Origin of the sequence: Sphingobacterium sp. UBA1498 (genome assembly GCF_002325125.1) — a bacterium.
Classification (GTDB): Bacteria; Bacteroidota; Bacteroidia; order Sphingobacteriales; family Sphingobacteriaceae; genus Sphingobacterium.
This window is the reverse complement of record NZ_DCRG01000004.1, coordinates 241,969-268,105: the sequence shown is the minus strand read 5'-3', so window position 1 is coordinate 268,105 and position 26,137 is coordinate 241,969. Positions and strand designations below refer to the sequence as shown.

Annotated in this window: 21 protein-coding genes; 15 read left to right on the top strand and 6 right to left on the bottom strand. The window is 42.8% G+C overall.

What is annotated here, in order from left to right:
* Window positions 1-237: 237 nt before the first annotated feature.
* Window positions 238-1,518 carry a replication-associated recombination protein A gene (locus B3139_RS04045; RefSeq protein ID WP_293880020.1) on the top strand — a complete coding sequence of 427 codons (1,281 nt, stop codon included), beginning with the start codon at window positions 238-240 and terminating at the stop codon, window positions 1,516-1,518.
* A 142-nt stretch (window positions 1,519-1,660) separates the two neighbouring features.
* Here the strand turns inward: B3139_RS04045 and B3139_RS04040 are convergent, their stop codons facing one another.
* Together B3139_RS04040 and B3139_RS04035 are read right to left on the bottom strand one after the other, a co-directional pair.
* A complete protein-coding gene (locus B3139_RS04040; protein WP_293880018.1) occupies window positions 1,661-3,487 on the bottom strand; it encodes a PepSY-associated TM helix domain-containing protein in 1,827 nt (608 codons plus the stop codon).
* Window positions 3,488-3,776: 289 nt separating this feature from the next.
* On the bottom strand, window positions 3,777-4,109 hold the full coding sequence (locus B3139_RS04035) for a hypothetical protein (RefSeq protein ID WP_293880016.1): 333 nt from the start codon (window positions 4,107-4,109) through the stop codon (window positions 3,777-3,779).
* Window positions 4,110-4,453: 344 nt separating this feature from the next.
* On the opposite strand from B3139_RS04035, the gene B3139_RS04030 reads away from it, so the two are divergent.
* The 3 genes from B3139_RS04030 to B3139_RS04020 all read left to right on the top strand — a co-directional run bounded on the left by B3139_RS04030 (window position 4,454) and on the right by B3139_RS04020 (window position 9,860).
* Window positions 4,454-6,862: a TonB-dependent receptor gene (locus tag B3139_RS04030; protein WP_293880014.1), complete on the top strand. Its 2,409-nt coding sequence runs from the start codon at window positions 4,454-4,456 to the stop codon at window positions 6,860-6,862.
* Between the two features lie 23 nt (window positions 6,863-6,885).
* Window positions 6,886-8,094 (top strand): hypothetical protein, encoded by a 1,209-nt coding sequence (locus B3139_RS04025; RefSeq protein WP_293880012.1) that lies wholly within the window; start codon window positions 6,886-6,888, stop codon window positions 8,092-8,094.
* A 230-nt stretch (window positions 8,095-8,324) separates the two neighbouring features.
* Window positions 8,325-9,860, top strand: coding sequence for a S41 family peptidase (locus B3139_RS04020; RefSeq protein WP_293880010.1), 1,536 nt, complete (start codon window positions 8,325-8,327; stop codon window positions 9,858-9,860).
* Between the two features lie 103 nt (window positions 9,861-9,963).
* On the opposite strand, the gene B3139_RS04015 is transcribed toward B3139_RS04020, so the two are convergent.
* Window positions 9,964-11,877 (bottom strand): sensor histidine kinase, encoded by a 1,914-nt coding sequence (locus tag B3139_RS04015; protein ID WP_293880008.1) that lies wholly within the window; start codon window positions 11,875-11,877, stop codon window positions 9,964-9,966.
* Entirely contained in the window at window positions 11,861-12,490 is a 630-nt protein-coding gene (locus B3139_RS04010; RefSeq protein ID WP_293880006.1) for a response regulator transcription factor, read from the bottom strand. The genes B3139_RS04015 and B3139_RS04010 overlap by 17 nt, the downstream gene beginning before the upstream one ends.
* Window positions 12,491-12,767: 277 nt before the next feature.
* Between B3139_RS04010 and B3139_RS04005 the strand changes: the two genes are divergently transcribed.
* Together B3139_RS04005 and B3139_RS04000 are read left to right on the top strand one after the other, a co-directional pair.
* Window positions 12,768-12,953 (top strand): hypothetical protein, encoded by a 186-nt coding sequence (locus tag B3139_RS04005; protein ID WP_293880004.1) that lies wholly within the window; start codon window positions 12,768-12,770, stop codon window positions 12,951-12,953.
* Window positions 12,954-12,970: 17 nt separating this feature from the next.
* The gene (locus B3139_RS04000) at window positions 12,971-14,536 is read left to right on the top strand and encodes a fimbrillin family protein (protein WP_293880002.1); all 1,566 of its coding nucleotides are present in this window, start codon (window positions 12,971-12,973) and stop codon (window positions 14,534-14,536) included.
* A gap of 96 nt (window positions 14,537-14,632) precedes the next feature.
* Here the strand turns inward: B3139_RS04000 and B3139_RS03995 are convergent, their stop codons facing one another.
* Together B3139_RS03995 and B3139_RS03990 are read right to left on the bottom strand one after the other, a co-directional pair.
* Entirely contained in the window at window positions 14,633-15,547 is a 915-nt protein-coding gene (locus tag B3139_RS03995; protein WP_293880000.1) for a hypothetical protein, read from the bottom strand.
* Window positions 15,548-15,721: 174 nt separating this feature from the next.
* The gene (locus B3139_RS03990) at window positions 15,722-15,937 is read right to left on the bottom strand and encodes a hypothetical protein (protein WP_293879998.1); all 216 of its coding nucleotides are present in this window, start codon (window positions 15,935-15,937) and stop codon (window positions 15,722-15,724) included.
* A gap of 677 nt (window positions 15,938-16,614) precedes the next feature.
* On the opposite strand from B3139_RS03990, the gene B3139_RS03985 reads away from it, so the two are divergent.
* The 9 genes from B3139_RS03985 to B3139_RS03945 all read left to right on the top strand — a co-directional run bounded on the left by B3139_RS03985 (window position 16,615) and on the right by B3139_RS03945 (window position 26,133).
* Window positions 16,615-17,199: a helix-turn-helix domain-containing protein gene (locus tag B3139_RS03985; RefSeq protein WP_293879996.1), complete on the top strand. Its 585-nt coding sequence runs from the start codon at window positions 16,615-16,617 to the stop codon at window positions 17,197-17,199.
* Window positions 17,200-17,967: 768 nt separating this feature from the next.
* The gene (locus tag B3139_RS03980; RefSeq protein WP_293879994.1) at window positions 17,968-19,167 is read left to right on the top strand and encodes an OmpA family protein; all 1,200 of its coding nucleotides are present in this window, start codon (window positions 17,968-17,970) and stop codon (window positions 19,165-19,167) included.
* Between the two features lie 61 nt (window positions 19,168-19,228).
* Window positions 19,229-19,717 carry a hypothetical protein gene (locus B3139_RS03975; protein ID WP_293879992.1) on the top strand — a complete coding sequence of 163 codons (489 nt, stop codon included), beginning with the start codon at window positions 19,229-19,231 and terminating at the stop codon, window positions 19,715-19,717.
* Window positions 19,718-19,758: 41 nt separating this feature from the next.
* Window positions 19,759-20,907, top strand: a complete 1,149-nt coding sequence (locus tag B3139_RS03970; RefSeq protein WP_293879990.1) for an MraY family glycosyltransferase — start codon at window positions 19,759-19,761, stop codon at window positions 20,905-20,907.
* Between the two features lie 16 nt (window positions 20,908-20,923).
* On the top strand, window positions 20,924-21,925 hold the full coding sequence (locus B3139_RS03965) for an NAD-dependent epimerase/dehydratase family protein (RefSeq protein WP_293879988.1): 1,002 nt from the start codon (window positions 20,924-20,926) through the stop codon (window positions 21,923-21,925).
* On the top strand, window positions 21,912-22,799 hold the full coding sequence (locus B3139_RS03960) for a polysaccharide pyruvyl transferase family protein (RefSeq protein WP_293879986.1): 888 nt from the start codon (window positions 21,912-21,914) through the stop codon (window positions 22,797-22,799). The genes B3139_RS03965 and B3139_RS03960 overlap by 14 nt, the downstream gene beginning before the upstream one ends.
* Before the next feature lie 13 nt (window positions 22,800-22,812).
* On the top strand, window positions 22,813-24,270 hold the full coding sequence (locus B3139_RS03955) for a lipopolysaccharide biosynthesis protein (RefSeq protein ID WP_293879984.1): 1,458 nt from the start codon (window positions 22,813-22,815) through the stop codon (window positions 24,268-24,270).
* Window positions 24,246-25,229, top strand: a complete 984-nt coding sequence (locus B3139_RS03950; protein ID WP_293879982.1) for a capsular polysaccharide synthesis protein — start codon at window positions 24,246-24,248, stop codon at window positions 25,227-25,229. The genes B3139_RS03955 and B3139_RS03950 overlap by 25 nt, the downstream gene beginning before the upstream one ends.
* On the top strand, window positions 25,222-26,133 hold the full coding sequence (locus B3139_RS03945; RefSeq protein ID WP_293879980.1) for a beta-1,6-N-acetylglucosaminyltransferase: 912 nt from the start codon (window positions 25,222-25,224) through the stop codon (window positions 26,131-26,133). Before B3139_RS03950 ends, B3139_RS03945 begins: the two co-directional genes overlap by 8 nt.
* Window positions 26,134-26,137 lie beyond the last annotated feature (4 nt).

Sequence of the window (26,137 nt, the reverse complement as noted above, 5' to 3'; positions counted from 1 at the left end):
ACTGCTCATGCGCTGTCAAAAGCAAATGATTACATCACAATTAATGTTTACTATAAACTTCACTGTTGGAGCAATTCAGCGTTGTTTTTGCACAACTTTCAATATTGCTCATGCGCTGTCAAAAGCAATTTACATAAATAATAGATCAAATATGACTAAAAATTGTGTGAAAAAATGTTAAAGCGTCAAACTAAAATATTTAGTCACTGTGCTATTTTTAATTTATAACTTTGTACTATGGCGACACGAATTCCATTAGCAGAACGACTTAGACCGCGGCAATTGAGCGCTTATGTGGGGCAGCAGCATATTGTCGGCCCCGACGCAGTGCTTTATCATGCCATTCAGCAAAAAAATATTCCTTCCATGATTCTTTGGGGGCCACCGGGGGTGGGTAAAACGAGTTTGGCCTTACTGATCGCCAAAGAACTGGATCGACCATTCTTTTCATTAAGTGCAATTCAGGCGGGGGTGAAGGATATCCGTGAAGTGATCGAAAAGGCCGAAAGGCTGATGAACTTCAACCAAGACCAGCCTATTTTATTTATCGATGAGATTCACCGTTTCTCCAAATCGCAGCAGGATTCCCTGTTAGGAGCAGTTGAGCGCGGATTGGTGACACTTATTGGTGCCACCACTGAAAATCCATCGTTCGAGGTTATTTCGGCCTTGCTCTCGCGATGTCAAGTGTATGTATTGGAGCATCTTTCCGAGCAAGATCTCATTGGTCTGATCGAGAAAGCATTACATGAAGATGAATACCTGCAGAAACAGGCGATCGTTGTTGAGGAGTATGAGGCACTCTTGCGGCTGTCAGGTGGCGATGCACGTAAATTATTAAATGTGCTGGAGCTGGTGGTCAATGCGGCCATACTGCATCGAGAGCCGATCACAAATGCCTTTGTCCTGAAACAGGTACAGCAGAATATGGCGATTTATGACAAAGCAGGAGAGCAGCATTACGATATTATATCCGCCTTTATCAAATCCATCCGCGGTTCGGACCCAAACGCCGCGGTATATTGGCTAGCGCGGATGATTGAAGGTGGCGAAGATCCATCCTTTATTGCACGGCGATTGTTGATTTTGGCTTCGGAGGATATTGGCAATGCCAACCCGAATGCCCTGTTATTGGCCAACAACTGTTTTCAGGCGGTTAACGTGATTGGATGGCCCGAATCGCGTATTATTCTTTCGCAGACGGTGATTTACCTGGCTACCTCGGTCAAAAGCAATGCTTCTTATGAGGCCATTAATAAGGCACAGGCCTTGGTGAAACAAACCGGCGACCTATCCGTACCCTTGGCTATCCGTAATGCCCCAACAAAGTTGATGAAGAACTTAAATTATGGTGCCGAATACAAGTATTCGCATGCCTATCCAGGAAACTTTGTTGTCCAGGAATTTCTTCCGAAAGAAATCAGCGGCGTCAAATTATATGAGCCTGGTAAAAACCCACAGGAGGAGAAACTAAGGCAAAGTTTACGGGACAAGTGGAAGGAGAAATACAACTATTGATCCGGGCCCAGATTTAAATACACAGGCTTCGCTGTGCAAAATTCCATAAATAGAATTGTCGGACGATAGGAAAGAATCAGCGTCAACACGATAGCAAAGGCGAGCGATAAAGCTTGCCTTTGCAACTATGAACATCGTAACTTTAGTATTTTGTAGCAGGTTTGTTTTTTAGGGCAAAGGCGCTCTTAAGCGGCATGCGACTGGCTGTGCCAGTCGTACGGCCAACAACGCTGTCATCGGATGAGTCCGTTTTACCATTCGCATTTTCCTTTTTTTGGTTTTGCAGCATCTTTTTAAAAATGAGTAGGCCGATGATGCCCAAAGACAACCAGAGGAGATCCACCAGTAAAATATCGTTTGCTCCTGAGCGATAAGTTTCCCAGATCCAGCTCCCCGTTTTTACACCATTCGCAATTGGGATTGCAAGAGACAATATCGAGCCGAGCAGGAGTGTTTCTAAGTTTGTTTTGGCGATGTTACGTCGGATGACATAAAAAACAGCCAACGCCAGCCAACTATAGAAGTAAACATGGAATATAAACGACTGATCTACTTTCGTCGCCAGCTTAACTGCAATAAAGCTCATTGCTGTGATTGGAAACATCGTCAGGCAGCTCGCCATAAATACATTCGCCGCCCAAAAATTAAAGATGCGTTTGCGCTTGGGGATATTATTTTTATCACGTGCGACCAGCCAGATCAGAATACCCGATATGATAACAAAGCAGCCCATGATACCCAAAACAAAATAAATAATTTTGACAGGATAGCCGCCAAAATCTGCCAAGTGCAAGCGGTAGATGAAACCCTTCATATAATCTAGGTAGGAGCCGTTTGCTGTTGCAGATTTTTCAAAAAGTATTTTCTCATCGGCCACGCGGTAGATGAGTCTTCCCGAACCCGCAAAGTTCTTGTCAATATCGGCATCATATAGCGCTACGACATGCATGCTTTTATCACCATAATTTTTGATAAAGATGCGGTTCATGTGGCTGTTTGGCCATTTACTCTCCAGCTTATCCAGAAAATCACCCATTTTGAAGGGTGCGGTGAGCGGCTCGTACAAATAAGTATATTTTGTGTTGTCGTTGTAACCGAGCGCAGCATAGACCTCATCCTCTTTACCATCATAGAGGTATTTGCTAAACGGAATAATCAAGACCGAGTTTACGATCAGTACAATCCCCGTCAGGGCATACATAAATTGGTAGGGAAAGCCGATGACACCCAGGGCAGTATGCATGTCTGTCCATACCGTTTTCCATTTGTTTCCGGGTCTGAAGACAAAGAAGTTGGATTTGATTTTATCCCAATGGAGCATCAGACCAGAGATCAGCGCAAAGAGAAAGATAAAAGATACCAGCCCGGCAAGGGTGTAGCCAAAGGGTCTGCCAATATTGATCCCAATTTGGTTGAGCGGCGCTAAGAAATGAAGGCGATACAAAAATTCACCCATGGTATAGCCATCGCTATAATCTGACGGTTTTTTAGTAGCCAGGTCATAGGAAAAATACATGGAATCGTCGTTTCCACGTCGGCCACGGCCACGTCTTTTCTTTTTTTCGTCTTTGGCCTTTGCATCTTTTACCGCTGCAGCTTTATTTTCCGTCGCGAGTCTTTTCTTTTCGGCCAACTGCTTTTGTTCTGCTACCGCTTTCGCTTTATTTGCAACTAGCGTATCCTGTGATGCGCCGATATTGACATAACTCGCATGACCGTTGTGTTGCATGTAAAAGGTAATATCCCTTCCTTTTAGTTCTTTAATCTGTGCAATAGAATCTAGAAGATGGTCAAAAACAATATTTTGGTACGTTTCCCCTTTGTCGGACTCATTTTTTTGCCAGGCATTGATTTCATTTTTAAAAAATGAAAAAGATCCCGCAAAAAAAATCACATACAAAATAGCACAAATGATTATCCCAGAGATGGTATGCGTATTGAAGTAGATATTGTAACGTCTTAAATTCATGATAAGGGTATTATAGGTACATAAAGATGCCATAGAATACAGCGATCAGAAACAGGTATATGCCCCATATTAGCCAACCACTTTTAGCAAGAAAGGCCACGAGCAATAATATTGCCCAGGCGATAAAACCTGTGACGTAAGCCGTAATTAAAATGTCTGTTTTATCGCATATTTTTGTTAAGCAAAGGTGGAAGTATAGCATCACAAAATAACCTCCAAAGAAACCAGCGGTCAATTTGAGGAAACGTTGAAAAGGAGAGCTTAGATATTTTTTATTGGCAGGCATGTCTTAAAACACAAAAAGTTCAAAAAACAGAGAAAGAAGCAGGATAACGGTCAGTTGTTTCCATTGGAAATACCGATAGGGCCACAAAAGCACAATCAAGCTAAAGAATCCCATGGTATAGGCTCCAAAAGCCAATGTTCCCGAAAGAACACCCTGCAAGTACATGGTCCATAGCCATGAAAGACCGAGCACAGCCATGGCCAGTAACCTCGCACGGCTCTTATTTTGTATAAGAGCGATCATGAAAGATGAACCTGGTTTGATAGGGACCTTTGCCGAGGAACAGTACCAAAAAAAGCTACCGGTGAAAATAAATAGGAGTAAAAGCGTATACATTGTTGACTATTTATAGTGATTAAATATCACTTCTTTTATTTAGATTCATTTTAAACTATGCAAATATATCAATTATATTTATTCTTACAACTTGTCTAAAAATTTATCCGCATTATTAATCACCACTCTTTTATATGTGTATATACCTCAGTATGAGTTTACTTGTTGTCAAGTGAAAAATAGAGGTTAATTGAAATTATTATTTGTAATAAATCTAAATAAATCTATATTTGTGCCGGCAATGAAAATAGTCTCTTTCGAATGATCGCTATAGCCTTGAGATTTTTGAATGAGTGGACTATTTAAAAGGCATGATAAACAACTGAAATTATTACCAAACGAACATGTTTAAGTCTTCCTACATCGTTTTTATATTGTTATTCGTTTTTACGAACTCAGTCCAAGCACAGCGCATCCTTACAGGTTATGTGAAAGATTTGTTTGGAAAAGGAATTGAAGGTGCTACCGTTAGTATACTGGGCACAGAAAACCGAACCTCTACGGATTTGGACGGGTTTTATAAGTTGCGTGTAGACATTAAGCCTCCCTATAAGCTAGAAGTAACTTCTATCGGGTACATTGCACAGAGCGCACTTTTAAAAGGCAATGAGAATTACAAAGACATTCAGCTCAAGAGAGATGAACGCGTTCTTGAAACGGCCAATGTTAGGGGGCAGACCGAAAACCAACGCCGAGTTAACGAAATAAAAAGATCCGGGTTTAATGTCAGCGTGATTGATATGAACCGATATGCCAATCAAACAGCCAATGTCAATCAGATTTTACGTACTGCGCCCGGTGTCACCATCCGTGAAGACGGCGGACTGGGATCCAATTTTGTTTTTCGCATTAACGGGTTGGCTGCAAAAATTTATATAGACGGTGTTCCGATGGATGATTTTGGGCCAGCTATGTCGTTGAATAATATCCCTGTCAATCTGGTGGACCGGGTGGAGATTTATAAGGGGGTAGTTCCGGCATTTTTAGGCTCAGACGCTCTTGGTGGTGCCGTCAACATCATTACTAAACAACGCAATCGTCATTTCCTGGACTTAAGTTACAGTTATGGATCCTTCAATACACATCAATCATCATTAGTAGGGATGTACACCAATCCCAAAAGTAAGCTGTCGATTCGTACAAATGCTTTCTATAATTATTCCGACAACGATTACAAGATGTATACGGAGGAGAAGTATGGAATCCTTATTCAAAAAGTGATCGATAATAAATTTGTCACGATTGACGATGCCAGACGTTTTCATGACCGTTATTATTCAGGCATGGGTCAGATTGAGGTCGGGCTGCGGGATAAAAGCTGGGCCGATCAGTTTTTCGTAGGACTGACGTATTCAGGTAACAATAAGCAAAATCAACTCGGTGCGACAATCAATAAACCTTTTGGTGGCAACTGGACAGAATCCGCTTACATTATGCCGACCATTAGCTACAAAAAGCAAAACTTTCTAATAGACCGCCTTTATGCCGATATGTATGCCAACTATGGTTATGATGTCACCCGCAACAGGGATACGGCAAAATATAACTATGAGTGGGGTGGCCGTCCAATCACCAATTCCACTGGAAATACCCCTAACCGAGAGAAATACATAAGAGATAATACCAGTAGTTTACTTGGAAGAATAAACTTGAACTATGATTTTGACGAGAGCCGCACGCAGAGCTTAAACCTGAATTATAATATTAGTACCAATGACCGTCAAACCTATGATAAAATCTTAAATCACAATACTTCGGGATTACCAAAGAATATGATTAAACATATTGCTGGTCTAGCCTGGCAAAGTCAATGGTTTGACAAACGATTGGTTGCCAACCTTGCCTTTAAATACTATGGTATAGATACCTACCAAAAGATTGACGAACGAAAATACGACGATAATAATCAATACGTGAGTGGTGACATCGTGACACAAACAAACTATTTGGGCAATACGGGCTATAGTATCGCTGCCCGTTATCGGATATTCAAAGATGGTGGCGTTAAGTTCTCTGCAGAAAAAGCCTATAAATTGCCTGAGATGACAGCAATATATGGTAATAATTTTAATATTCTTTCCAATTGGGATCTAAAGCCAGAGAATAGCGACAATCTCAATGGCGGTTTTTACTACAATACCTTCTTTAACCAAAACCACTTTATCAATCTCGATCTTTCCGGTTTTTATCGCTTGGCAAAAGACTATCAAAATACACGCATTGTAACAGACAATGGACAGGACAAATTTCAGTACTACAACATTCCGGGCGTAAAGATCTACGGCGGAAGTTTCGAAGCACGCTACGGGTATAAAGATGTTATTACTGCCGCCTTCAATGGTAGTTATGACCGAGCCATCGACAATCAGAAATACACCAATGAAAATAATCAACAAGTGAGCGCGACTTATGGGTACCAGATCCCAAACCGGCCATGGGTCTATGGAAATTTGGATTTGGGTTTTGCACAAAACGATTGGTTCAGTAAAGGCAGCCGTACACAGATCAACTGGACGACACAGTATACCAAATGGTTTTACCTAAGCGACAGCCATTTGGGCTCGCTGGCTTCCAAGAATTATATTCCCACACAACTCGTACACAGTTTGCTGCTTAGCTATTCCTGGAACCGCAACCGCTATAATATCTCGGGTGAGGCGCGTAATATCTTTGATGAACGCGCTTACGACAACTTTCGTCTTCAAAAACCGGGGCGCGCATTTTATGTAAAACTTAGAGTTTCAATCCTATAATTAATAAAATAACATTTATAATCATGAAAAAAAATAGATTATTTGGTTTTTGTGCATTCGCTGCACTATTGCTATCTTCTTGCAAAGATAGTCCGAATATACCAGAGGTGACAACGCCCGAACCGACAGAATATTCCGTATGGGTTGCTACGGCAAATGGCTCCTATCTTTTAACGACCGATCAGATCATGAAGGATACCTTGTTATCGCCAGCCAACAATAAGGGCGTAGACATTACCGGCAACCTACCTCAAGCCCGCTATGCCGGTTACGCATACATCTTTAATGGTTATTATTACCTGTCCAACGATGGCACACGTTTCAGTAAGCACCAATTGGTACAAACACCTCAAGGGCTTCTATTTAAAGAAGTAGATAATTATGCTTTTCCGAGTGATTTTTACCTTGGAAAAGTTGCCAGCCAATTTAGCACAAACGACGAAATTGTCTTTACAAGTACAGGAGCCAGTGATGCCAACCTAGAGAAAAAAATATTTGAAAAAGATATTTACTTTATGAACACAAAGGATATGACGCTGAATAAGACTTTAAAAGCGCAGATCCCGATGTTGGATTACACCGTATATAAGAAAGATGGAACGGTCGATCCGACGATCCTCAATGTGACCAGTATGCGCGTTGCTGGAGGCAAGGCCTATTTTGGATTTTTCTACTACGATTCCGATTATAAACCTGTCAACACAAAAGCTTATGCCTATATCTGTGATTACCCAAGTATGGCCAATGGTCATATCATGAGCGACGACAGAGCGAGCTACGTAGCTGGTCACTGGCAGCGAGAAAACTATTCTTTCCTTGATGATAACAACAATCTTTACCTTTTGACGCGTGGTAAAACAGATGGTACTTTTGCGATCTTGCGTGTCAATAATGGACAGACGGAATTTGACAAAAGCTACTTATACGATCTGAAAGACTATGCCGTAAAAGGCGGTGATCTTGCTTGGTTGGGAGACGGTAAAGCGTATATCAGACCCTATGTTATCGATGTGGCCAATAAAAGAATCGTTGCTAACCTGGCCGAAATGACAGGTGGCGACCCTACGACCACCATCAACTTGATTCAAGATGGCAATCTCTATACCGCCGTAAAAACGCCAGCATCCAAGTGGTTTATCTACGAATATAACATTAAGAACAATAGCGTTAAAAAAGGTGCTGAAATTGATCCTGGAGTAACACAGGTCTATCATATCAATAAACTGAAATAAGTTGCAATTCTGATGTGTTAAAGGATAAAGCATCATATAAACATGAGTAAAAGTTCAGAAATGATTAAAGTCTAAAAATTTTTATCTTTTTAAAACTTTCTCTAGGATGGGTTGTTATTCTAACGTTTTTCAATAGGTAGTAAACACGCTGGCACTCCCCATGGCTAGCGTGTTTTTTTTATTGCAGATAGGATTAAATTTTTTATGTTTGTTTTACAAATGTTTCAACTATGAAATTAAAGACTTTAATCCGAGCCGGGAAGTTTGTTGGTATAGCACTGACAGGGCTGGTTGTCGTTTCCTGTAAAAAGGATAATCCTAAACCTGAGCCAGAACCCGAGCCCGTTGTTACCGACCGTACCGAAGCGCAGTTAATTAAGGATGATATTTACAAATATTATAAATTATATTCCCTTTGGGAGACATCCATCACTCCAGACTATACTTCTGATCCATCCAAGTTTACCGATCAATACAGTTCTGCCGATGCCGTTCTTGCCGCGCTCAAGCGACTGACTCCAGCACATGCAGCCTATTCAGGCGGTGTGTTTGACCGGTTTTCGTATATCGTGGGACTCGATGGGTATAACACCGCAACTGCAGCTACCGGAAGGCTCAAGATGGATACTAACGACGGGTATGGGATATATGTTCAATTGGGTACCGACGATGGAAAGACAGCCTTTCCGATTATCTATTTTGTGGAAGGCGGATCTCCGGCACAAAAAATGGGCTTTAAGCGGTCGGATTTTATTACAGCCGTGAATGGAGACGCCGATTATTCTGTTGCTGTAACATGTACAGATGCCGGATGTACAATCAATGATGCCAATGCGCGGGATAGAATGATGAACAAATTAAATGCTGCACTGGATGCCCCTACGCTCACGCTTCAGGTAAAGCATCAGGATGGAAGTACTCTTTCGAAGTTAATGAGCTATGGAAATGGTTATACCATTAATCCCATTTATAAAGATACTATCTATGAGTCAACCGGAAACAATGTGGGCTATCTTGCCCTGTCTTCATTTGAACAAATAGAAGACCCGGCCGCTTCGGGATCAAGTAGCGAAGGGATAGCGAACAAGTCGGCGATTGATGCTGTCTTTACCAAGTTTCAGGATAAGCAGATTAAAAGCCTGATCGTCGATCTGCGCTATAATGGCGGCGGTTATGTCGATGCTTCTGCCTATATTGCTGATAAAATCGGTGGTGCCACTACCAAGGGCAAACTGATGCTTACCTATGAGGTAAACAATTACATCAAATCCACGCCTAGTATCAATAATATGTTTCAGGATACCAAGTTTGAAGGCAAGAGCAATTTAAGCCTCAATAAAGTCTACTTCCTGGTGAGCGAAAGTACAGCATCTGCTGCCGAAATGTTGATCAATGTACTGAAACCATATATGCAGGTACAGATCATAGCCTCCGGTACTCGTACTTATGGCAAGCCTGTAGGTTTCTTTGAACAGGTCGTCCAAAACAAAGTTTCTTTCTGGCCAGTTTCTTTTCTATTGAAAAATTCTGCTGGCTTTTCTGACTATTGGGATGGACTTGTTCCCGATAAACGTAATATAGAAGATTATGTATTTGCTGATGTGGGGGATAAAAAAGAGACCATGTTGGCAACAGCGTTAAACGATGCTGCGCCAGGTATCACGACTAAAGCATCCATTAACGCTGTAAGTCGCAAAGGATATCGTACCCTCAAAGGAGGAGAGGTCAACATCCGGCCAGATCGCGGCATGATCAAGAAACGTTAATCAAGTCATATGTATTGTAAAAATCCCCTAAGCAACAGACAGCTTAGGGGATTTTTTTAGGGTCTTATTCGCTCGCAAATACAGTCGAATTGGGCAGCATCACCTAGGTACACACGATTTCAATAAAAATAGCGGTTTTATTTACCTCAGATGTAATGGACATTTTACCATTTATTTTTTCCAGTCTATTTGTGATAGACTTAAACCCTAAACCATAATTAAGCTGCTTTTGAGCGTTGAAGCCTCTACCGTTATCTTCAATCAAAATAGTCAATATATTATGTTCTTTATAGATGGATAGCTGTATTTTTTTGGCCTTTGCATGTTTAATTATGTTTGTTAAAATTTCTTGGAAGATATAGATGAGCTGAATCCTTATCTCGAGCGTTGCAATCTCCAATGCGCCCGGATCAATATTTATTTCGGTTTCATATTCCCCTTTTGGTAAGGCATACTTGATGATTTTCAGTAAATTGTCGATGTAAGTACTTTCGCTAATTAGATAATCTTCATCATTTAATTCGTGGCTCTGCCTACGGGCCTCGTTATAGAGCTCATTCGAAATGTGAATCAGGACTTCAATGTTTTCATTTTGTTCTGAAGTCATCTCGTCATGTTTCAATATTCTTAATCGCTGTTTGATACTGGCAAGCTTGCTTGCAAAAGAATCATGAAGATCTTGCGCTAGCTTGTTTTTCTCTTCTCTTCTTATATGCTCCAGACGCTCCTCCATGACGGAAATTTGGAGGTTTACCTCTCTGTCCAATTCCTCGATACGTTTTTTCGATTTCGCTTCTCTTTTTTTAAATAGGTAATACGCTATTAGCGCGGCGGTAGTAAACAGCCCAATTAGGCCGATGATCCATAGTCTCCTAATATTTTCTTTCTTTTGAGCAATATTTAACAGTTCTCTATTTATCTCAGATTGCGTGTGTGAATACACTAAATTATCGATATCATCTACCAACAATGCCCTTAATGAATCTGTCGAATGGGCAACTTTTTTCATTTTGGTATAGGCGGTAAAATAATCACCCTCTTTTTCAGCAATTAATGTCGTCAAAGCATTGGCTTCATACTGTTGCTCTTCTTTTAAAAACGGTATGCTTCTCAGCGAATCCAGGTACCTGTAGGTTGAATCTTTATTTTGTATTTTATAATAGTAATTCGCTTTGGATAGGTAGTACTTACTTCGAATATTGTTGCTGATCTCTTTCTCCTGTATGATGTTATTATAAATCGCTTTTTTCATGTCGGCAAGCGCTTCAACTGCCATTTTTGATGGAAAAGATCTTGTTAGACTTTGCTGATAGCGAATGTGTGCTTGATAAAAGTTTACATGTTGAGCTGAGGTATTGTCCTGAGGAAGCTTTTTCTTAAGCTCAGCATAAATCCTTTCAGAGAGGGCATATACTTTTTCTGCTCCTGTATAATCTCCTGTGGCAACGAATGCTTCAATCGCCGGATTAAGAATAGAAATATATGTCATCGAAATATTTAAGTTTACTTTGCTTTGTTGAATAAGCTTTGGAAAAGAAGAAAGATAAAGAAGGTTGGCATCATAGGTTTCAAGGACCTTTTTGTAGTTTCGGTTTTCTAAATAAACATTGATTTTCCTTCCCGCCACCATTAATGCCTTTTGGCCATAAAAATCATTGATTTCCTTTTCAGCCTTTTCAAGATAATAAATACACTCTCCATTGCGATTGGAATATTCCGCATTATTGGCAAGCATAATGTAGTAATTAATTCTATAGGGCACAAAATCATCAGATTCTTTTGTGTATTCTTTGTACGTCTTCAAGTGTTCCACCAGCTTTTCCCGCGGAAATGTAACGCCTTTGGAAAACTGTTGATCGACCCAAAGATCCATTTTATCAAAATATGCTATTCGACTAGTTTTTTTATTATCGAAGATAGTAGCAAAATCATAATTTTCGAATTGGCAATTCGCATTGGAGATGTTTAGGAGAATACAAAGGATTGTAAAAAACGATGATTTAATTGATAATTCCATTTTCCTTAACGATTTTTAATAATTGTAAAATGGAGTTACATTTTGTTTTGGCCATCATTTTTCTGCGATAGGTAATAATCGTATGTGTACTGAGGCAGGCTTTTTCAGCTGCCTGAGCAATACTAAATCCATTCATAAAAAGGTAAAGGAGCTGTATTTCTCTTTTAGAAAACGCCAGTGAAATGCTTGCTGTATTTTTAATTAGGTCTTGCAAAGATTCCTCCATAAAGAATTCTTTTTTTTCTATTGATTTTAAACATGCCATTAAGGTGGAAATTTCGCAAGATTTGCTAATGATCCCATTGGGTCTCACTTGGAGCATGCTATTAATAATATGTGGACTGTTTGTAGAAGATAGGAAGATGAATGAAGAATGTTTGACCAGCTTTTTGATATCTTGAAGCACAGTCACGCCATTATCGTTCCCCAGAAAATAATCCAAGAAGAAATGAATATTATTTCGTTCATCTTCCAGTAAATAAGCCATCATTTCACTGTACTTAGTAAATACGTGCACGTAGTCAAATATGTTGTACTTTTCTAGTAAAAGTGAGAATGAATTGGCAAATAATTTCTCATCGTCTAAAATTACCGCAATTTTAAGCTTTTTCATTGTGTTAGTTTTTTACTAAGCTTCGAATATAAAGTTTTTTAACCTCCGCTTTTAAAATTTCATCATTAATAGGTCTGAATAATTCAAATTGTAAAGTATCAGCTACCAATGTTTTGTTGTAAGTTATATCGTACGTACCTAATAGTAGTTCTTTTCAGGTTTTGTTGTTTGTTATTCCTTAAGTAATGTATTGATTTGTATGCTTTTACTGAAAATGGTGAAGCGAAGTATTCGTGTGAAAATCAATAGAAAGAAAATTACATTATGACACTTAAAAATGGAAAAAGAAATTAAAAATGTTAAGGAAGTATATGTCCCAGCCCGTCTTCAGGTCGTGGATATTCTAATGGAAAATTCGCTTGCCGCTAGTTCGGCCAACGTGATTCCGGGCGATAGCTATGGTAGCGGAATAGATCATGAGTGGAAGCCTGGAGAGGACAAAAAATGGGAAATCGAATGGTAATTCAAAAAGCTAAAACAATGGAAATTAAAATTAAATATAGTCTGTTTCTGAATGCTGGATTGTTCTTTCTCGCTTCCTTATTTCATTCCTGTGAACGGGAAGAAACTCGGTTGGAAGCAGAAGGAGGTAAGGCATCCGTAATTTTTGCTACAGCGATAAGCAACGGCAGTACCCATCCGGAAGTTAAAACTAAAGCCAGCGCGGCCAAGGCAAGTCAGGATGCGCATCGCTCCATTATCCCTGTTGGTAGAGGTTATAATTTAGAATGGGTGTTGACCGAAAGTTCGCAAGATCAAGGTGCACAAAAGGTAGGTAGCACAGTAAATCGCGCTAATACAGGACGGTTGGCTGTAGAAAGTGGTGTCAGATATGCAGTTACTTACTATGACAAAGATGGTAATTACAAAGGATATAACCGGTTTGTGGTCGGCAACAGTACCCCAACTTCAGGAGGGGAGCATACATTCGATGCCGGTAAGCCCTACACTTTCATCTTCCAAAGCAACCATACTAAAACGTATGACGTAGGTTTGCCCGCTTCCAACTTAGGCCTTAGTAATGCCGTTGTAGACGGGTTACTTAGCCGAATCGGAGGGCAGGATTTAGATCAAATGTACGCACGCGTAGATCGAGTATTGGATGCTGGAACGAATTACATCAATGTCTTGTTTGAGCATTTATTTTCCCAGATCACCGTCAGTTTAGATACCAAAGAGATTGGAGACATCAATAGTTTAGGTGTATGGCGTATGTCTCCGCATTACAACGCTTTTTCTTTAAAAGTGAGTGATGCCAGCGTTCAGTACAAATCCGCCGATATCATTTCAGGAGGTAAGACGGTAACGCTTGTGAGCGATGCGACCAAAAAATTTGCACAATCTTCAGCGTTTATGATCGCAGCTCCAGATGGTTTGGGGACGCTAAAAATTGATGGTCTCAATGTTGGAGGAGAAGTGAAAAACTTGACAATTCCTAACGTGCCGTTAGAAAAAGGAAAGTCTTACGATTTAAGTCTGACACTGAAAAAAGGTTCAACAGTGATCAATGGGTTAGAATGGGCTCCCGGTAATTTAATCGAATCCAATAACGTCTATTCATTTGCCAATACGCTTGATTTAGGAACAGCGTTCGGATGGAGAAGCTTTAGAAGTGGAGAGACATACGCTTATAACCCTGTAGGAGACCCTTGTACCCGAGCCAACATCAATGGTGGCGGCTGGAGAACTCCATCGCATGCAGACTGGCAGTCCATTTTTATTGGGTCGACAAAAACGTTGGTGACAGAAAATGGAAAGCAGGGCGTTCGGGTTGTTAAAGGAAGTTCTTCTGTTGTGTTGCCCAAGACGCCTGATCTGGCCTGGGGTGGTGCTCAAATTCCATCGAGCACATTGTGGAGCCGTACGCGATCGCCAATCAGTATTTCTTTTTCGGGGTTCTATTGGGCATCTGGTTCCAGAGATTATTTCGGAACGATGCATGGGAATCAATGGCGCGTTAGTGAGAGTAGCACAGGTTTTGATACTTCGTTCCGCACAAGTCCAAGTTACGTTCGATGTGTACGAGGTACTGTTGCCACAAACTAACTATGTAAGCATTCAATCACAACATCCAGATGTTAACTGTCGTGGCAGCTGTGTACAAATCCCCTGAGCATGCGGCTTAGGGGATTTTTTAAGGTATTATTCGTTCGGAAAGAGCGCCGAATGGCACAGCGCTGCAGCGGCCGCATCCGGCAAACATTTCAAATAACCGACAGGAACCTGTGCGATTATATTTTCAAGAATGGTATTCATGTTGGAAAACAATTCTTTGTTCCATCGGATAGATGTACAGCTGGGCAATACGGCGATAAAGCCTTTCAGTCCGGTCTGCCACTCAAATTCATTTGCTGGAGCCTGCTGCAGGCGTACAAAACCCTGCAAAGGCAACTTCTCATTTTTATAACAAGGCGTTTTTCCGCTCCACGGTGTCCCATAAATGGACACCCCTTCCTGTGTGATTCTGACGGCAGGATTATCGTCATTAAGCAAAATGCTAGCTGGAATATGGTGTAGCCACAGCCGGCTATGTGTACTTTTGCCCGTTCCGCTCTTGCCTAGAAAGGCCACACCCTTACCATCATGGTTGACCACCGAAGCGTGGATCATGATGGTATTATGCAAGAGGCTGGCCTGGCCAAAGATCATCATGGCCATCCAGGTAATGACGGCGCCCTGTTCTTCGGTGGAACTACACGGTACATAAAGGGTGGAATGCTTAAAGTTTCGCTCACTATGCAGATACCATAGTTCATCCCCTTGCTCGTTCACGATAGTAGTGACAAAACCATCTTCTCTTTCATAAAAGCGAAATCGGTTCCCCCATGCGATAGACTCATCTGTGCGGAGCAGACCCATATCCTCCGATATCGGCGCTTTTGCTAGGCTAATCGTGATGCGAATATCGGTTTTCGCCTTCAAGTCTTGGTATTGGAAGTCCCTAAAAGAGGTGAGGAAGTCTTTCAGCGGATAATCTACAGGGTGATCAAATGCCAAGATCAATTCCGCGATGCGGTAACGTGTTTGGGACAATGTCGTTGCTGCTGGTGCCTCCATAATGCAATATAAATGAAATTCGTGTTTAAGTAGGGTAATAGAATAGGTTGGTCGCGAAGCACAACACATCCTGTAAAGGGCAAATTACGAAAGATTATTAAAGTTTTCCATAAAAAGAACATCTAATCAAAGCGTATAAGCCCAAAATAAGGACAATTTTTTAGCCGAACAACATTATTTACTTTTCTTTTTTTGCGCAGAGGATGCGTTTTTGAGTTTTTGTATCCTTCTTAATTCTTGAATAATATTGGAGGGGAGTACTTCATATTTTTCGACAGCCTCCTCAATAAATAAGCGCCCATCCAATATACTGGCAACCGCCATCTGGAGTCTTTCATTTACGGGAATCTGTTTTTCGTCAGAATTTTCTTTTTTGTTTTTCTTTTCCATTTTTTTGTTTTAGCAGCGCAAATGCCTTTTTTTATTTGTTTTAAACAGCAATCCATTTAAAGGTGATCGTATAAGCCCAAACTTTCCTAAATAATACATGTGCCTAGGACATGGCTCATAAACTAGCATACGGTAGAGGCTGCGCGAAAATTGTTTTTAGCCTATCGCTCGATCGAAAAATCGCTTTTATAGCAGTAAAAAGTATAAATATATTTTTTTGGTAACTAAAGATAAATGGATTTAATTGTGTAAATAAAGAATTCACTACAATTTGTCCTGTTTCCACTACAGAATACCTAATTTTTGCTATTTATAGGTAATTCGTATTTAACTATCATTGTGGTTTTGAATTAAATTATCTTCATCAGTAATGCTGTGGCGAAGTAAGTCATTTGACGGCTTATGGTCAGCGTGCAACGTTGTGCGCTAAACTTCATCTACCTCAAGTCGCATTAAAGGCATTTTTGCTGCAGATATAAACTAATTTTTGATTAAAAATGTGTAGAGACTGTAGCTAAAAAATAAGCACCGCTTAATTTTGTAGCTTTTCAACGACAGGCTAGTAGTGGGAGTACTACAAAAGGATATATAAACGAAGAAAATCATCCTTAATACAATGTTTTGAAGCAAATTAGTATCGTCTCTCTAAACAACGTACAAGCCAAATCTAAGTAAAAATGAACGTAAATATCGGTTACAACGACTTAATTATCCTGATCAACTGCATTCTTTCGATAGCGAACCTGATGTTATTGCTCTATTTTATTCTGCATATTAAGCGATCCAGGCAAAAGGCCGGCACGATTGCTATCCCACTGGTGGACGAAAAAGAGGTGGATAACGCCGAACAGCAAGAGGCGGCCGGTGAGGGAGAGGAGCTCGTGCGCACAGGTGTTCTTATCAGTAAGGTGACCGAAGACCGTTTGGTTGAGCAGTTTCAAAAAGCACAAGAGGGTCGATTTTTTCTCAAAAAAGGAGTCTCCCTGCAAGATTTAGCCGATTTGCTGGGTACCAACCCACGGTATGTATCCTATATTTTGAATCGTTACGTCGGAATGGATTTTAACAATTACATCCAACAGGCACGCATTGAGTATTTAATTTCTTGTGTCGAACGTGATCCTGACCTGCTCAACGTGAAGTTTTCTGTTTTGGCCGAAAAAGCCGGATTTTCAAGTATCAGTAAATTCTCATCGGTCTTTAAAGCCGTAAAGGGTATCCCGCCCTCGGAATACTTCCAGCGCTTCAGAACGCCACTTTAACGAAGGCCCAAGCTGCCCAGTACTCATCTTTTGTAGGTGTATCTACCTGTTTAATAGTTCTTTATCTTGTTGTATAGAAGGACAGCTTTCTATCTTATATGATAGATAGAAAGCTGTCCTTCTACCTTCGGATCAGGTAGCATGCATATGCTTTTACACCCACAGAAGAGCCTATAGTGACCGTTGTATCCCCGTATGATATGCAGGTATCCGTTGTCTAAACTTATGTTATACAATTAGATGTTATGTCGATGTGTAATCCTGCTGTATCCCATTTTCGCCAGGTATAATCCTGATGGAATCCTGATGGAATCCGTTTTTTCCACGTTTACGTCTGCATGTAGCATCCTCCAAAATCCATTTAATTTAGCCGTTATTTTTATTTTAAATTTCTCTTTTCATAAAATGGATGTCCCCTTCAAAAGGATTTGGCCACTCTTTTTACCTTTTGTAGGTCAAATACTACAGGATGAGTAGCTCGGTCTTTTTTGCTCATCTGCAGCACTTATCATTCGTTGAAATCTGTTTTCTTTTTAAAGAAAATTTAACTTTTCTATTAAGCAAAATTTTCGTTTCAATGATGCCGATTGCCGAGTTAATTCCTGTCTTCCATTAAATTAAAGGTTATCTGCCTTTTTTTTCCGAAAACGTAAAGCTATAGGTATATCGCGCTATAGTGTATCGAAATTTTGTTTTGGCCAATTTTGCTGAAGATAATAAGGCAATATTATCCACTAGTATTCAACAACAATTTTACCGAAGATGATTTTGAAAAAGACATTATTATTGCTTGCTGCTGTAGCGGGGGGCAAGCTTTCCCAGGCACAGCAAATCGATGTAAAACCTGATACCGTCATCACCGTATCAACAGACCGCTATCAAGTCGAAACCAACCGCTTTTGGGACAACTGGTTTATCAATGCCGGTGCCGGAGCCCAGATTTATTTTGGTGACCACAACAAGCAGATGAAGTTTTCCGAACGCCTGACCCCTAGTTTTGAATTTAACCTGGGTAAATGGTTCAGTCCCGGTATCGGCGTGCGCGCAGGGCTGACCGGTTTTAAAGTGAAAGGACTAACGCAAAATGGAAGCCACTCCACAGGTGTGCAGTATGCAGGGAAACCTTGGGATGGGTACTGGCTATACAACCAGGAATTTAATTACTTCCATATCCATGGCGATGTATTGTTCAATCTGTCCAATATACTCTCGGGCTACAAGAAAGATCGTTTTTATAACATCAGCCCGTATGTCGGCCTAGGCTGGATGGTTACCAACGATGCGCCTACCCAGAAAGAAGTCAGTGCCAACATCGGTATTTACAACAGTTTCCGACTCAGCGATGCGTTGGACCTCACGTTTGATGTGCGCGGAGCCATGGTCAACGATCGTTTTGATGGTGAAACGGGCAACCGTAGCCAAGATGGTAATTTAAGTGCTGCACTGGGCTTGACCTACAAATTTAAGAAACGGGGCTGGGAAAAACCAAGTTCTGTCGTGATCAGCTACAGCGATGCACTTTTAAACAGCCTTCGCGAAAAGGTACAGCAGCTTGCTGAAGACAATGAAGCCCTCAAGGCGCAATTGGCAGCATCGCAGGGCAAAACCATTACCGATATCCGGGTAGAAGAAAAAATATTGGCAGCCCCTATATTGGTGACCTTTCCGATCAATCAAAGCGTCGTAAGCAATGAAGCGCGTGTCAACTTGGGTTTCTTTGCCAAAGTGATCCAGGCCGGCAATAAAAACATTACCTATAAAGTGACCGGGTATGCCGATAAAGTAACCGGTACCACAGCCATCAACGATCGTCTGAGCCGTGAGCGCGCCCAGGCTATTTATAATGTATTGGTCAAAGAGTTTAATGTATCGCCGCAGCAGCTCGAACTGGCTTATGAAGGGGGTGTCGACAATATGTATTACGATGATCCTCGTCTGAGCCGCGCAGTTATTACGATCGCCAAATAATTGAGTTCATAAAGTACTCTTATTCATTCCAATGAAATCCATCCATTTATATTGCGCATATATGCTTTCAATTTCCCTGCTGGCCTGTCACAGCAATGGCCGTTATCCTGATGCGCAACAGGGAAAATTGATCGCATCCGCATCCGCGTATGAATTTATAGATATTGACGGTACCCGGCATCTGCTCAAAGATGTGAAGGGGGCGTACAAATTGTTGGTTTTTTATGACCCCGAAGCGGAGGAAAGCCTGGCACTGATTGCCGCGATGAAGCAATCAGTGCCTTTGGCAAAAGGGGTGGCATCGGGCAAGGTCAATGTGGTGGCCATCTGCGTCAACGGCGATTTAAGCCATTGGAATACCTACCGGGAGCATATTCCGTCGCAGTGGATCAACGGGTTTGACCTCAACGGGGAGCGCGGTGTAGAATCCTACTTTTTTCTCTCTTCGTTCCCGAGGCTCGTGTTATTGAACGATGCCCACGAGGAGGTGAAAACAGCGATGGGTTTGGATGCGCTTATTCCATTCCTCGAAAAGTCAATGTACCCCTAGGCATGGAGCGAAAATTTTTACAACTACTAGATTAGATCACCATGAACAGTTTGGATTTGATGAAGTACGGCACTGTACTATTGCCTTTTCTTTGTGCGATGTTATTGAGCTGGGGGATGCTCCCCTATATCTTACTGATTTCCTACCGGAAGCGTCTGTTTGATCCGATCGATTCCCGCAAACTTCACCAGCATATTGTCCCGAGACTGGGCGGGGTTGCTTTTGCCCCCATTCAATGCTGCATCCTGGTCATTACTTTTGTCAGTCTGTATAAGCTTAATATCGGCAATATCGACCTGCAGGTCGCGTCGTGGATTATCCTGCCCAGTATGGCCTTGTTGGTGTGCGGCCTGGTTATCCTCTTTATGATTGGTATCGGCGACGACCTGATCGGGGTGAGCTACAAATGGAAATTTGTCGCTCAGATTATGGTAGGCTGCCTGCTGCCACTGAGTGGTGTATGGATCAATGACCTATACGGACTGGGTTTCGTTATTGGTATCCCGGCCTGGCTGGGTATGCCGCTTACCGTATTTGTCGTGGTGTTGATTATCAATGCTATCAATCTGATTGACGGTATCGACGGGCTCTGTTCGGGTGTGGTGACGATTGGTTTGGCTGTTTTAGGAACCTTATTCGCTTATTATGGTGCCTGGCTGCATGCCATTTTTGCCTTTATCACCGTTGCCGTGTTGCTTCCATTTTTTTATCTCAATGTCTTCGGGACGAAACGTCGGCGGCGGCGCATCTTTATGGGCGATACAGGAAGTATGACGCTGGGTTTTTCCATTGCCTTCTTGGTGGTCAGTTTTTCCATGAACAACCACTTTATCAAGCCCTTTTCGGATGGCGCTATTGTGGTCGCTTTTTCCACCCTCATTGTGCCGGTGCTCGATGTGGCGCGGGTCATGTTTGTGCGCTGGCGTATCGGCAAGCCGATTTTTAAACCCGATCGCAATCACTTGCACCACAAGTTGCTGCGGGCTGGACTGAGCCGGCATAGTGCCCTGCTCTTTATCCTGCTCATGACGCTGCTGTTTTGCCTCTTTAATATTGTGGCTGTACGCTACGTCAGCAACAACCTGGTTGTGCTGGTCAATCTGCTTTTCTGGGGGGGCTTTCATTACCTATTCAATGTACTGGAAAAAAGACAGCTCATCGCCAGACTGCAATTATTTATCAATCTATAACAAGTAAACATTACAGATGAAAATAGCTTTAATTGGAGGATCCGGTTTTGTAGGAACAAGACTGACCGAGCTCTTGCTCCATACGACCGATCACGAAGTCGTGATTATCGATAAAGTCATCAGTGAAAAATATCCACAGCTCACCCGTATCGGCAATGTGCAAGATCGGGATGCGCTGTGCGGGCTACTTCAGGGGGTACATCAAGTGGTACTCCTGGCCGCAGAACACCGGGATGACGTTACCCCGGTATCAAAATATTACGACGTCAATGTCAATGGCATGGAAAATACACTTTACGCCATGCGGGCCAATGCAATCACGCGTATTGTTTTTACGAGTTCCGTGGCTGTATATGGACTGGGTAAACAAAATCCGAGTGAGGCGGCGGCAGTAGCGCCCTTCAACCATTATGGAAAGAGCAAGCTACAAGCCGAGCAGGTGTTGGAGAAGTGGTACGCAGCGCATGCCGACTGGAACATCCAGGTCATCCGGCCCACGGTCATTTTTGGCGAGGGCAATCGCGGCAATGTCTATAACCTGTTGCAGCAGATCGCCTCCGGTAAATTTATGATGATCGGAAAAGGAGACAATCAGAAGTCGATGTCCTACATCGGCAATATTGTGGCATTTATTGCCTACCTGATTTCGGACCAATCCACCGGGTACAATCTGTATAATTATGGCGATAAGCCCGATCTCACAACCAATGATCTGGTGTATTATACCGGTAAAGTACTTGGTAAGCATATCCCCACATTACGCATACCTTATTCGCTGGGTCTTATGGGCGGCTACGCTTTTGATGCCCTTGCTTTTATCCTGCGCCGCAAATTGGCGATCAGCTCCGTTCGGGTTCGCAAATTTTGCGCCGTTACACAATATGATTCGTCCAAGGCGCTAGCGACCGGATTCCAGCCTCCTTTTGCGTTGCAGGAAGGTCTTCGCCGTACGCTAGAAAGCGATTTTTCAGCCTATATAAAAGTCAACAATCAGTTTGCGAGCTATGAAAACGGTTAACCTGATCTACTGGGACGGAAAGAATTTTGGCGATGCGCTTAGCCCGCGTTTGGTCGAAGAGCTGACAGGCCTTCCCGTGCAGTATAAAAGCTGGGATCCCTCGGCGATGGCCCGATTGAAGAATTTGAGTATGCAGCTCATCCGTTTTCGCTTTTCGGCCTTTCACAACATTCTTTGGCCATCGCAGGCCTCCTTGATTGCGGTGGGATCTGTTATCCGCTGGGGAAATCGTAAATCGTCGGTTTGGGGTGCAGGATTTATGAATGCCGACGATCCATTTGGAGGTGGACGCGTGTATGCCGTCCGCGGCAAATATACCAGTCAGAAGCTGGAGGCCATGGGGTATCCGCGCTGCGATACCTTCGGTGACCCGGCGGTGTTGCTTCCGCTCTGGATTCGCGGCAAGGAAAAGAAGACCAAGCAGCTCGGCGTAATTCCACATTGGAAAGAGGTCGATGCTTTTCGCGAAAAGTTTGGAACCGATATCAATCTGATCGATTTTCGTACGGTCGACGTCGAGCGTATTATCGACGAGATTACAGACTGCGCCTATATCCTTTCGTCCTCTTTGCATGGGCTTATTGTTGCCCATGCCTACGGCATACCGGCATTGTGGATCAAAATGGGCTATATTGATACCGATGGCTTTAAGTTTGACGACTATTTTAGTTCCGTCGATATCCCGTCTTACCCAGGTTTTGAACAGCTGGATGACATTTTGGCCAGCGAAGAAAGCTGGAAGAGCCTGTTTGCATCCCATTGGGAAAAGGCAAATTGCCAGACCGATCTCAGCGAGCTGCAACGCGGACTTTTAGCGGCTTTTCCACTTCCTTTAAGACCCAAGTATCAGGCACTGACCAAACAGTTGGCTTAATCATCGATTTCACATGGAGCTAAAGAAACAAGTCGCAACGGGAGCAATCTGGGTATTTATGGATCAATTTGGCGTACAGCTGGTGTCCTTTGTGGTCAACCTGGTGTTGGCGCGCCTGCTGATGCCGGCAGATTTCGGGACAATTGCACTGTTTAATGTAGTCATCAATATATCCTCCGTTTTGATCAACGGCGGAATGAGCAGCAGCCTCGTACGGACGCAGTCGGTCGATGAGCGCGATCTATCTACCGTTTTCTGGTTCAATATGGCGACGACGGCCTTTTTATACCTGCTTGTATTTATTGCAGCGCCCTGGATAGGCCAGTTCTATCAGTTACCCATTTTGGGTCCCATTATTCGGGTCTATAGTATTGTGCTCATCATCGACAGCTTTGTGCATGTACAGGCCGTGCTATTTGATAAGAAACTCGATTTTAAAACCACCTTCAAGGTGCGTTTACCCTCAATTATTGTGGGCGGGGTGGCAGGTATTGGCTTTGCGCTGGCAGGAATGGGGGTGTGGTCATTGGTCTATTCAGCCTTGCTGCAAAATCTGCTGTTTACCCTGCAGTATTGGTTTTACAGTGACTGGCGGCCTACCTTTACGTTTGACCGCGAAAAATTTAACTACCATTTTGCATTTGGTATCCGCCTCACGCTCTCTGCGCTGCTCAATGTGATTTTCAATAACGTGTATTCCATTGTGATCGGCAAGCGGTTTTCGGAGACCACGCTGGGTTATTACAATAGGGCCGAGTCGCTAAAAAACCTACCGATCAACAATATTTCGACGGCATTAAACAAAGTTACTTATCCGCTGTTTGCTAAGTTCAGCACTGACGATCAGCAATTGCGCCGTGCCTATCGGCGTGTGCTCAAGCTCGTTATCTTTATTATCGCCCCCACGATCTCGTTGATGGTGATTGCGGCCGAACCCATTATCAGGCTCTTGCTCGGTGCAAAATGGCTACCTGCGGTCCCCTATTTTCAGCTGATGGCTTTGGGAGCGCTTTTTCAGCCTATTCACAATTATAATCTCAACGTATTGCAGGTCAAGGGGCGGTCAGACCTCTATCTCAAGCTCGAAATCATTAAAAAGATCTGCATTGTCATTGCTGTAGTGGTAGGTTTGCGGTACGGCGTTTTTGGTTTAATCTGGGGCCAGGTGGCGGTGTCCGTTGCATCCTTATTTATCAATACCCATTACACCGCTAAATTTCTGGATTACTCGATGCGCCAGCAGCTGTCAGATCTATTGCCCAGTATCTTCCTATCCTGTGCCCTTGGATTTGCCGTTTGGTGGGGCACCGCTTTGTTGCCCTATGAGCTCACCGATGTGATGGAAGCATTTCTAGTTCTGTCCACCTATATCGTGGCATTTGCAGCCATTTGCTGGCTTATTCAACTGGAAGAATACCGGTATTTCAGTGGCATTATTCGTAGTGCATGGAAAAAAAGAATCAATTTATAACTATTCGCTTAAATGATATGATAAAGAAGTCGATCTTACAAACAGCTTGGAGCATGCTCCGTGAACAGAAAATCTTGCGTAAACACCGTAAGGTTGTGGCGTTCTGGAATCAGATGATCGCGCAGGATCAGCGTGGCGAGCTGGAGCATTTCCCCTTGGAGCCCAAGATAGAATTGCCGGCCAATAAGGTGATCTGGCAATATTGGGGGCAAGGGGTACAACCCGATCGCCTGCCTGATATCGTCAAGATCTGCTTTAATTCTGTCGATACCTACCGGGGCGACTATACCGTTATCCGCTTGGACGATTACACGTTGACACAGTACCTGGATATACCCGATTTTATCTGGTCAAAACGAAAGGCAGATGTTATCAGCCGGACTTTCTTTTCGGATATTATCCGTCTAGCCCTACTATACGTCTATGGTGGTGTGTGGCTCGACGCCACCATCTTATTGACGGATGTGCTGCCAGCCAAGTATTGTGAACAGGACTATTTCTTGTACCAGCGGGACGCGCAGGAACCCTATACCGATTATTGGAAAAACAGTTACGCCTCCTATTGGGGCTGGCATGAAGACCACAAAGTCAGGATGCTTAGCAGTATTATTTTCGCCAAAAAAGGGTATGCACTTCTCGGTCAGATCTGTCATCTGCTTTTTAATTACTGGAAAGCTGAAGACAGCGCGCTCGACTATTTTTTCTTTCAGATCTTGCACGAGATGCTGCTACCGGCTGAAAAATCGGCAGATCAGGGCCTCCTTGTGAGTGATGTGTACCCCCATCTCTTGCAAACCAAGCTGTCGGGCGGCGATTACCCCATTGCGTATCCGGATATTTTTTTACGGACGAGCGTGCACAAACTGACCTATTTCCCTGAAGACACCGTCGCTCAGCTCAAGCAGATTTTAAAACAGACAAAAGCGGCAATGCCTGCTGGAAAGGATCAGGATGGCTAATTTGGACAATGCAAAACATGCTTACCTCATTATGGCACATACCGATTTTGAGGTACTGGATAAGCTTTTGCTCTGCTTAGACGATAAGCGCAACGACATCTACATCCATTTTGATCAAAAGGTAGCGCAGTTGCCCGAACTGGCCACCCATCATGCGGGCCTTTATATATTGCATACGCGTGTGGATGTGCATTGGGGCGACGTTTCTGTCGTTGCGGCCGAATATCATCTTTTTGAAGCAGCCGCTGCGCAGCAGCAGTATGCCTACTACCACTTATTATCCGGTGTCGATCTTCCACTCAAAAGTCAGGATGAGATTCACGCTTTTTTTGCCGTCCATCAGGGACAGGAATTTATCGGTTTCCAAAACGGCGACTGTAGGAAGGAGATCGACCGAAAAGTCCGACGGGTACATCTTTATCCAACCAGATTTCGGGCGGTCAAGGGCATCTCCGGGTACTATTATCGTGCTGTGCGTGCCCTCAGTTTGCGCCTGCAAGAACTGTTTGGCCTATACCGAAACCAAGATGAGGTCTTCAAAAAGGGCGCGCAATGGGTTAGCCTCACCGATGCATTTGTTCGCTATGTATTGTCTCAGAAAAGTGCCGTACTCAAGAAGTATCAATATACCTTCTGCAGCGATGAGATCTTTATTCAGACACTTTGCTGGAATTCTGTGTTTAGACTTCGGATTTATCGTAAAACAAGTGAGAGTAAAGGTAGTCAACGCATGATCGGCTGGCATAAGGGCCAATTGATCGAATGGACGAGCGCCGATTTTGATCGTTTGATGGCTTCTGACCTACTCTTTGCGCGCAAGTTCAGTTCAAAACATATCGACCTTGTCGACCGCGTGGTAGACCAGGTATGTGATAAACAAGTTTCCAATTCCATTTCCATTTAGCCTT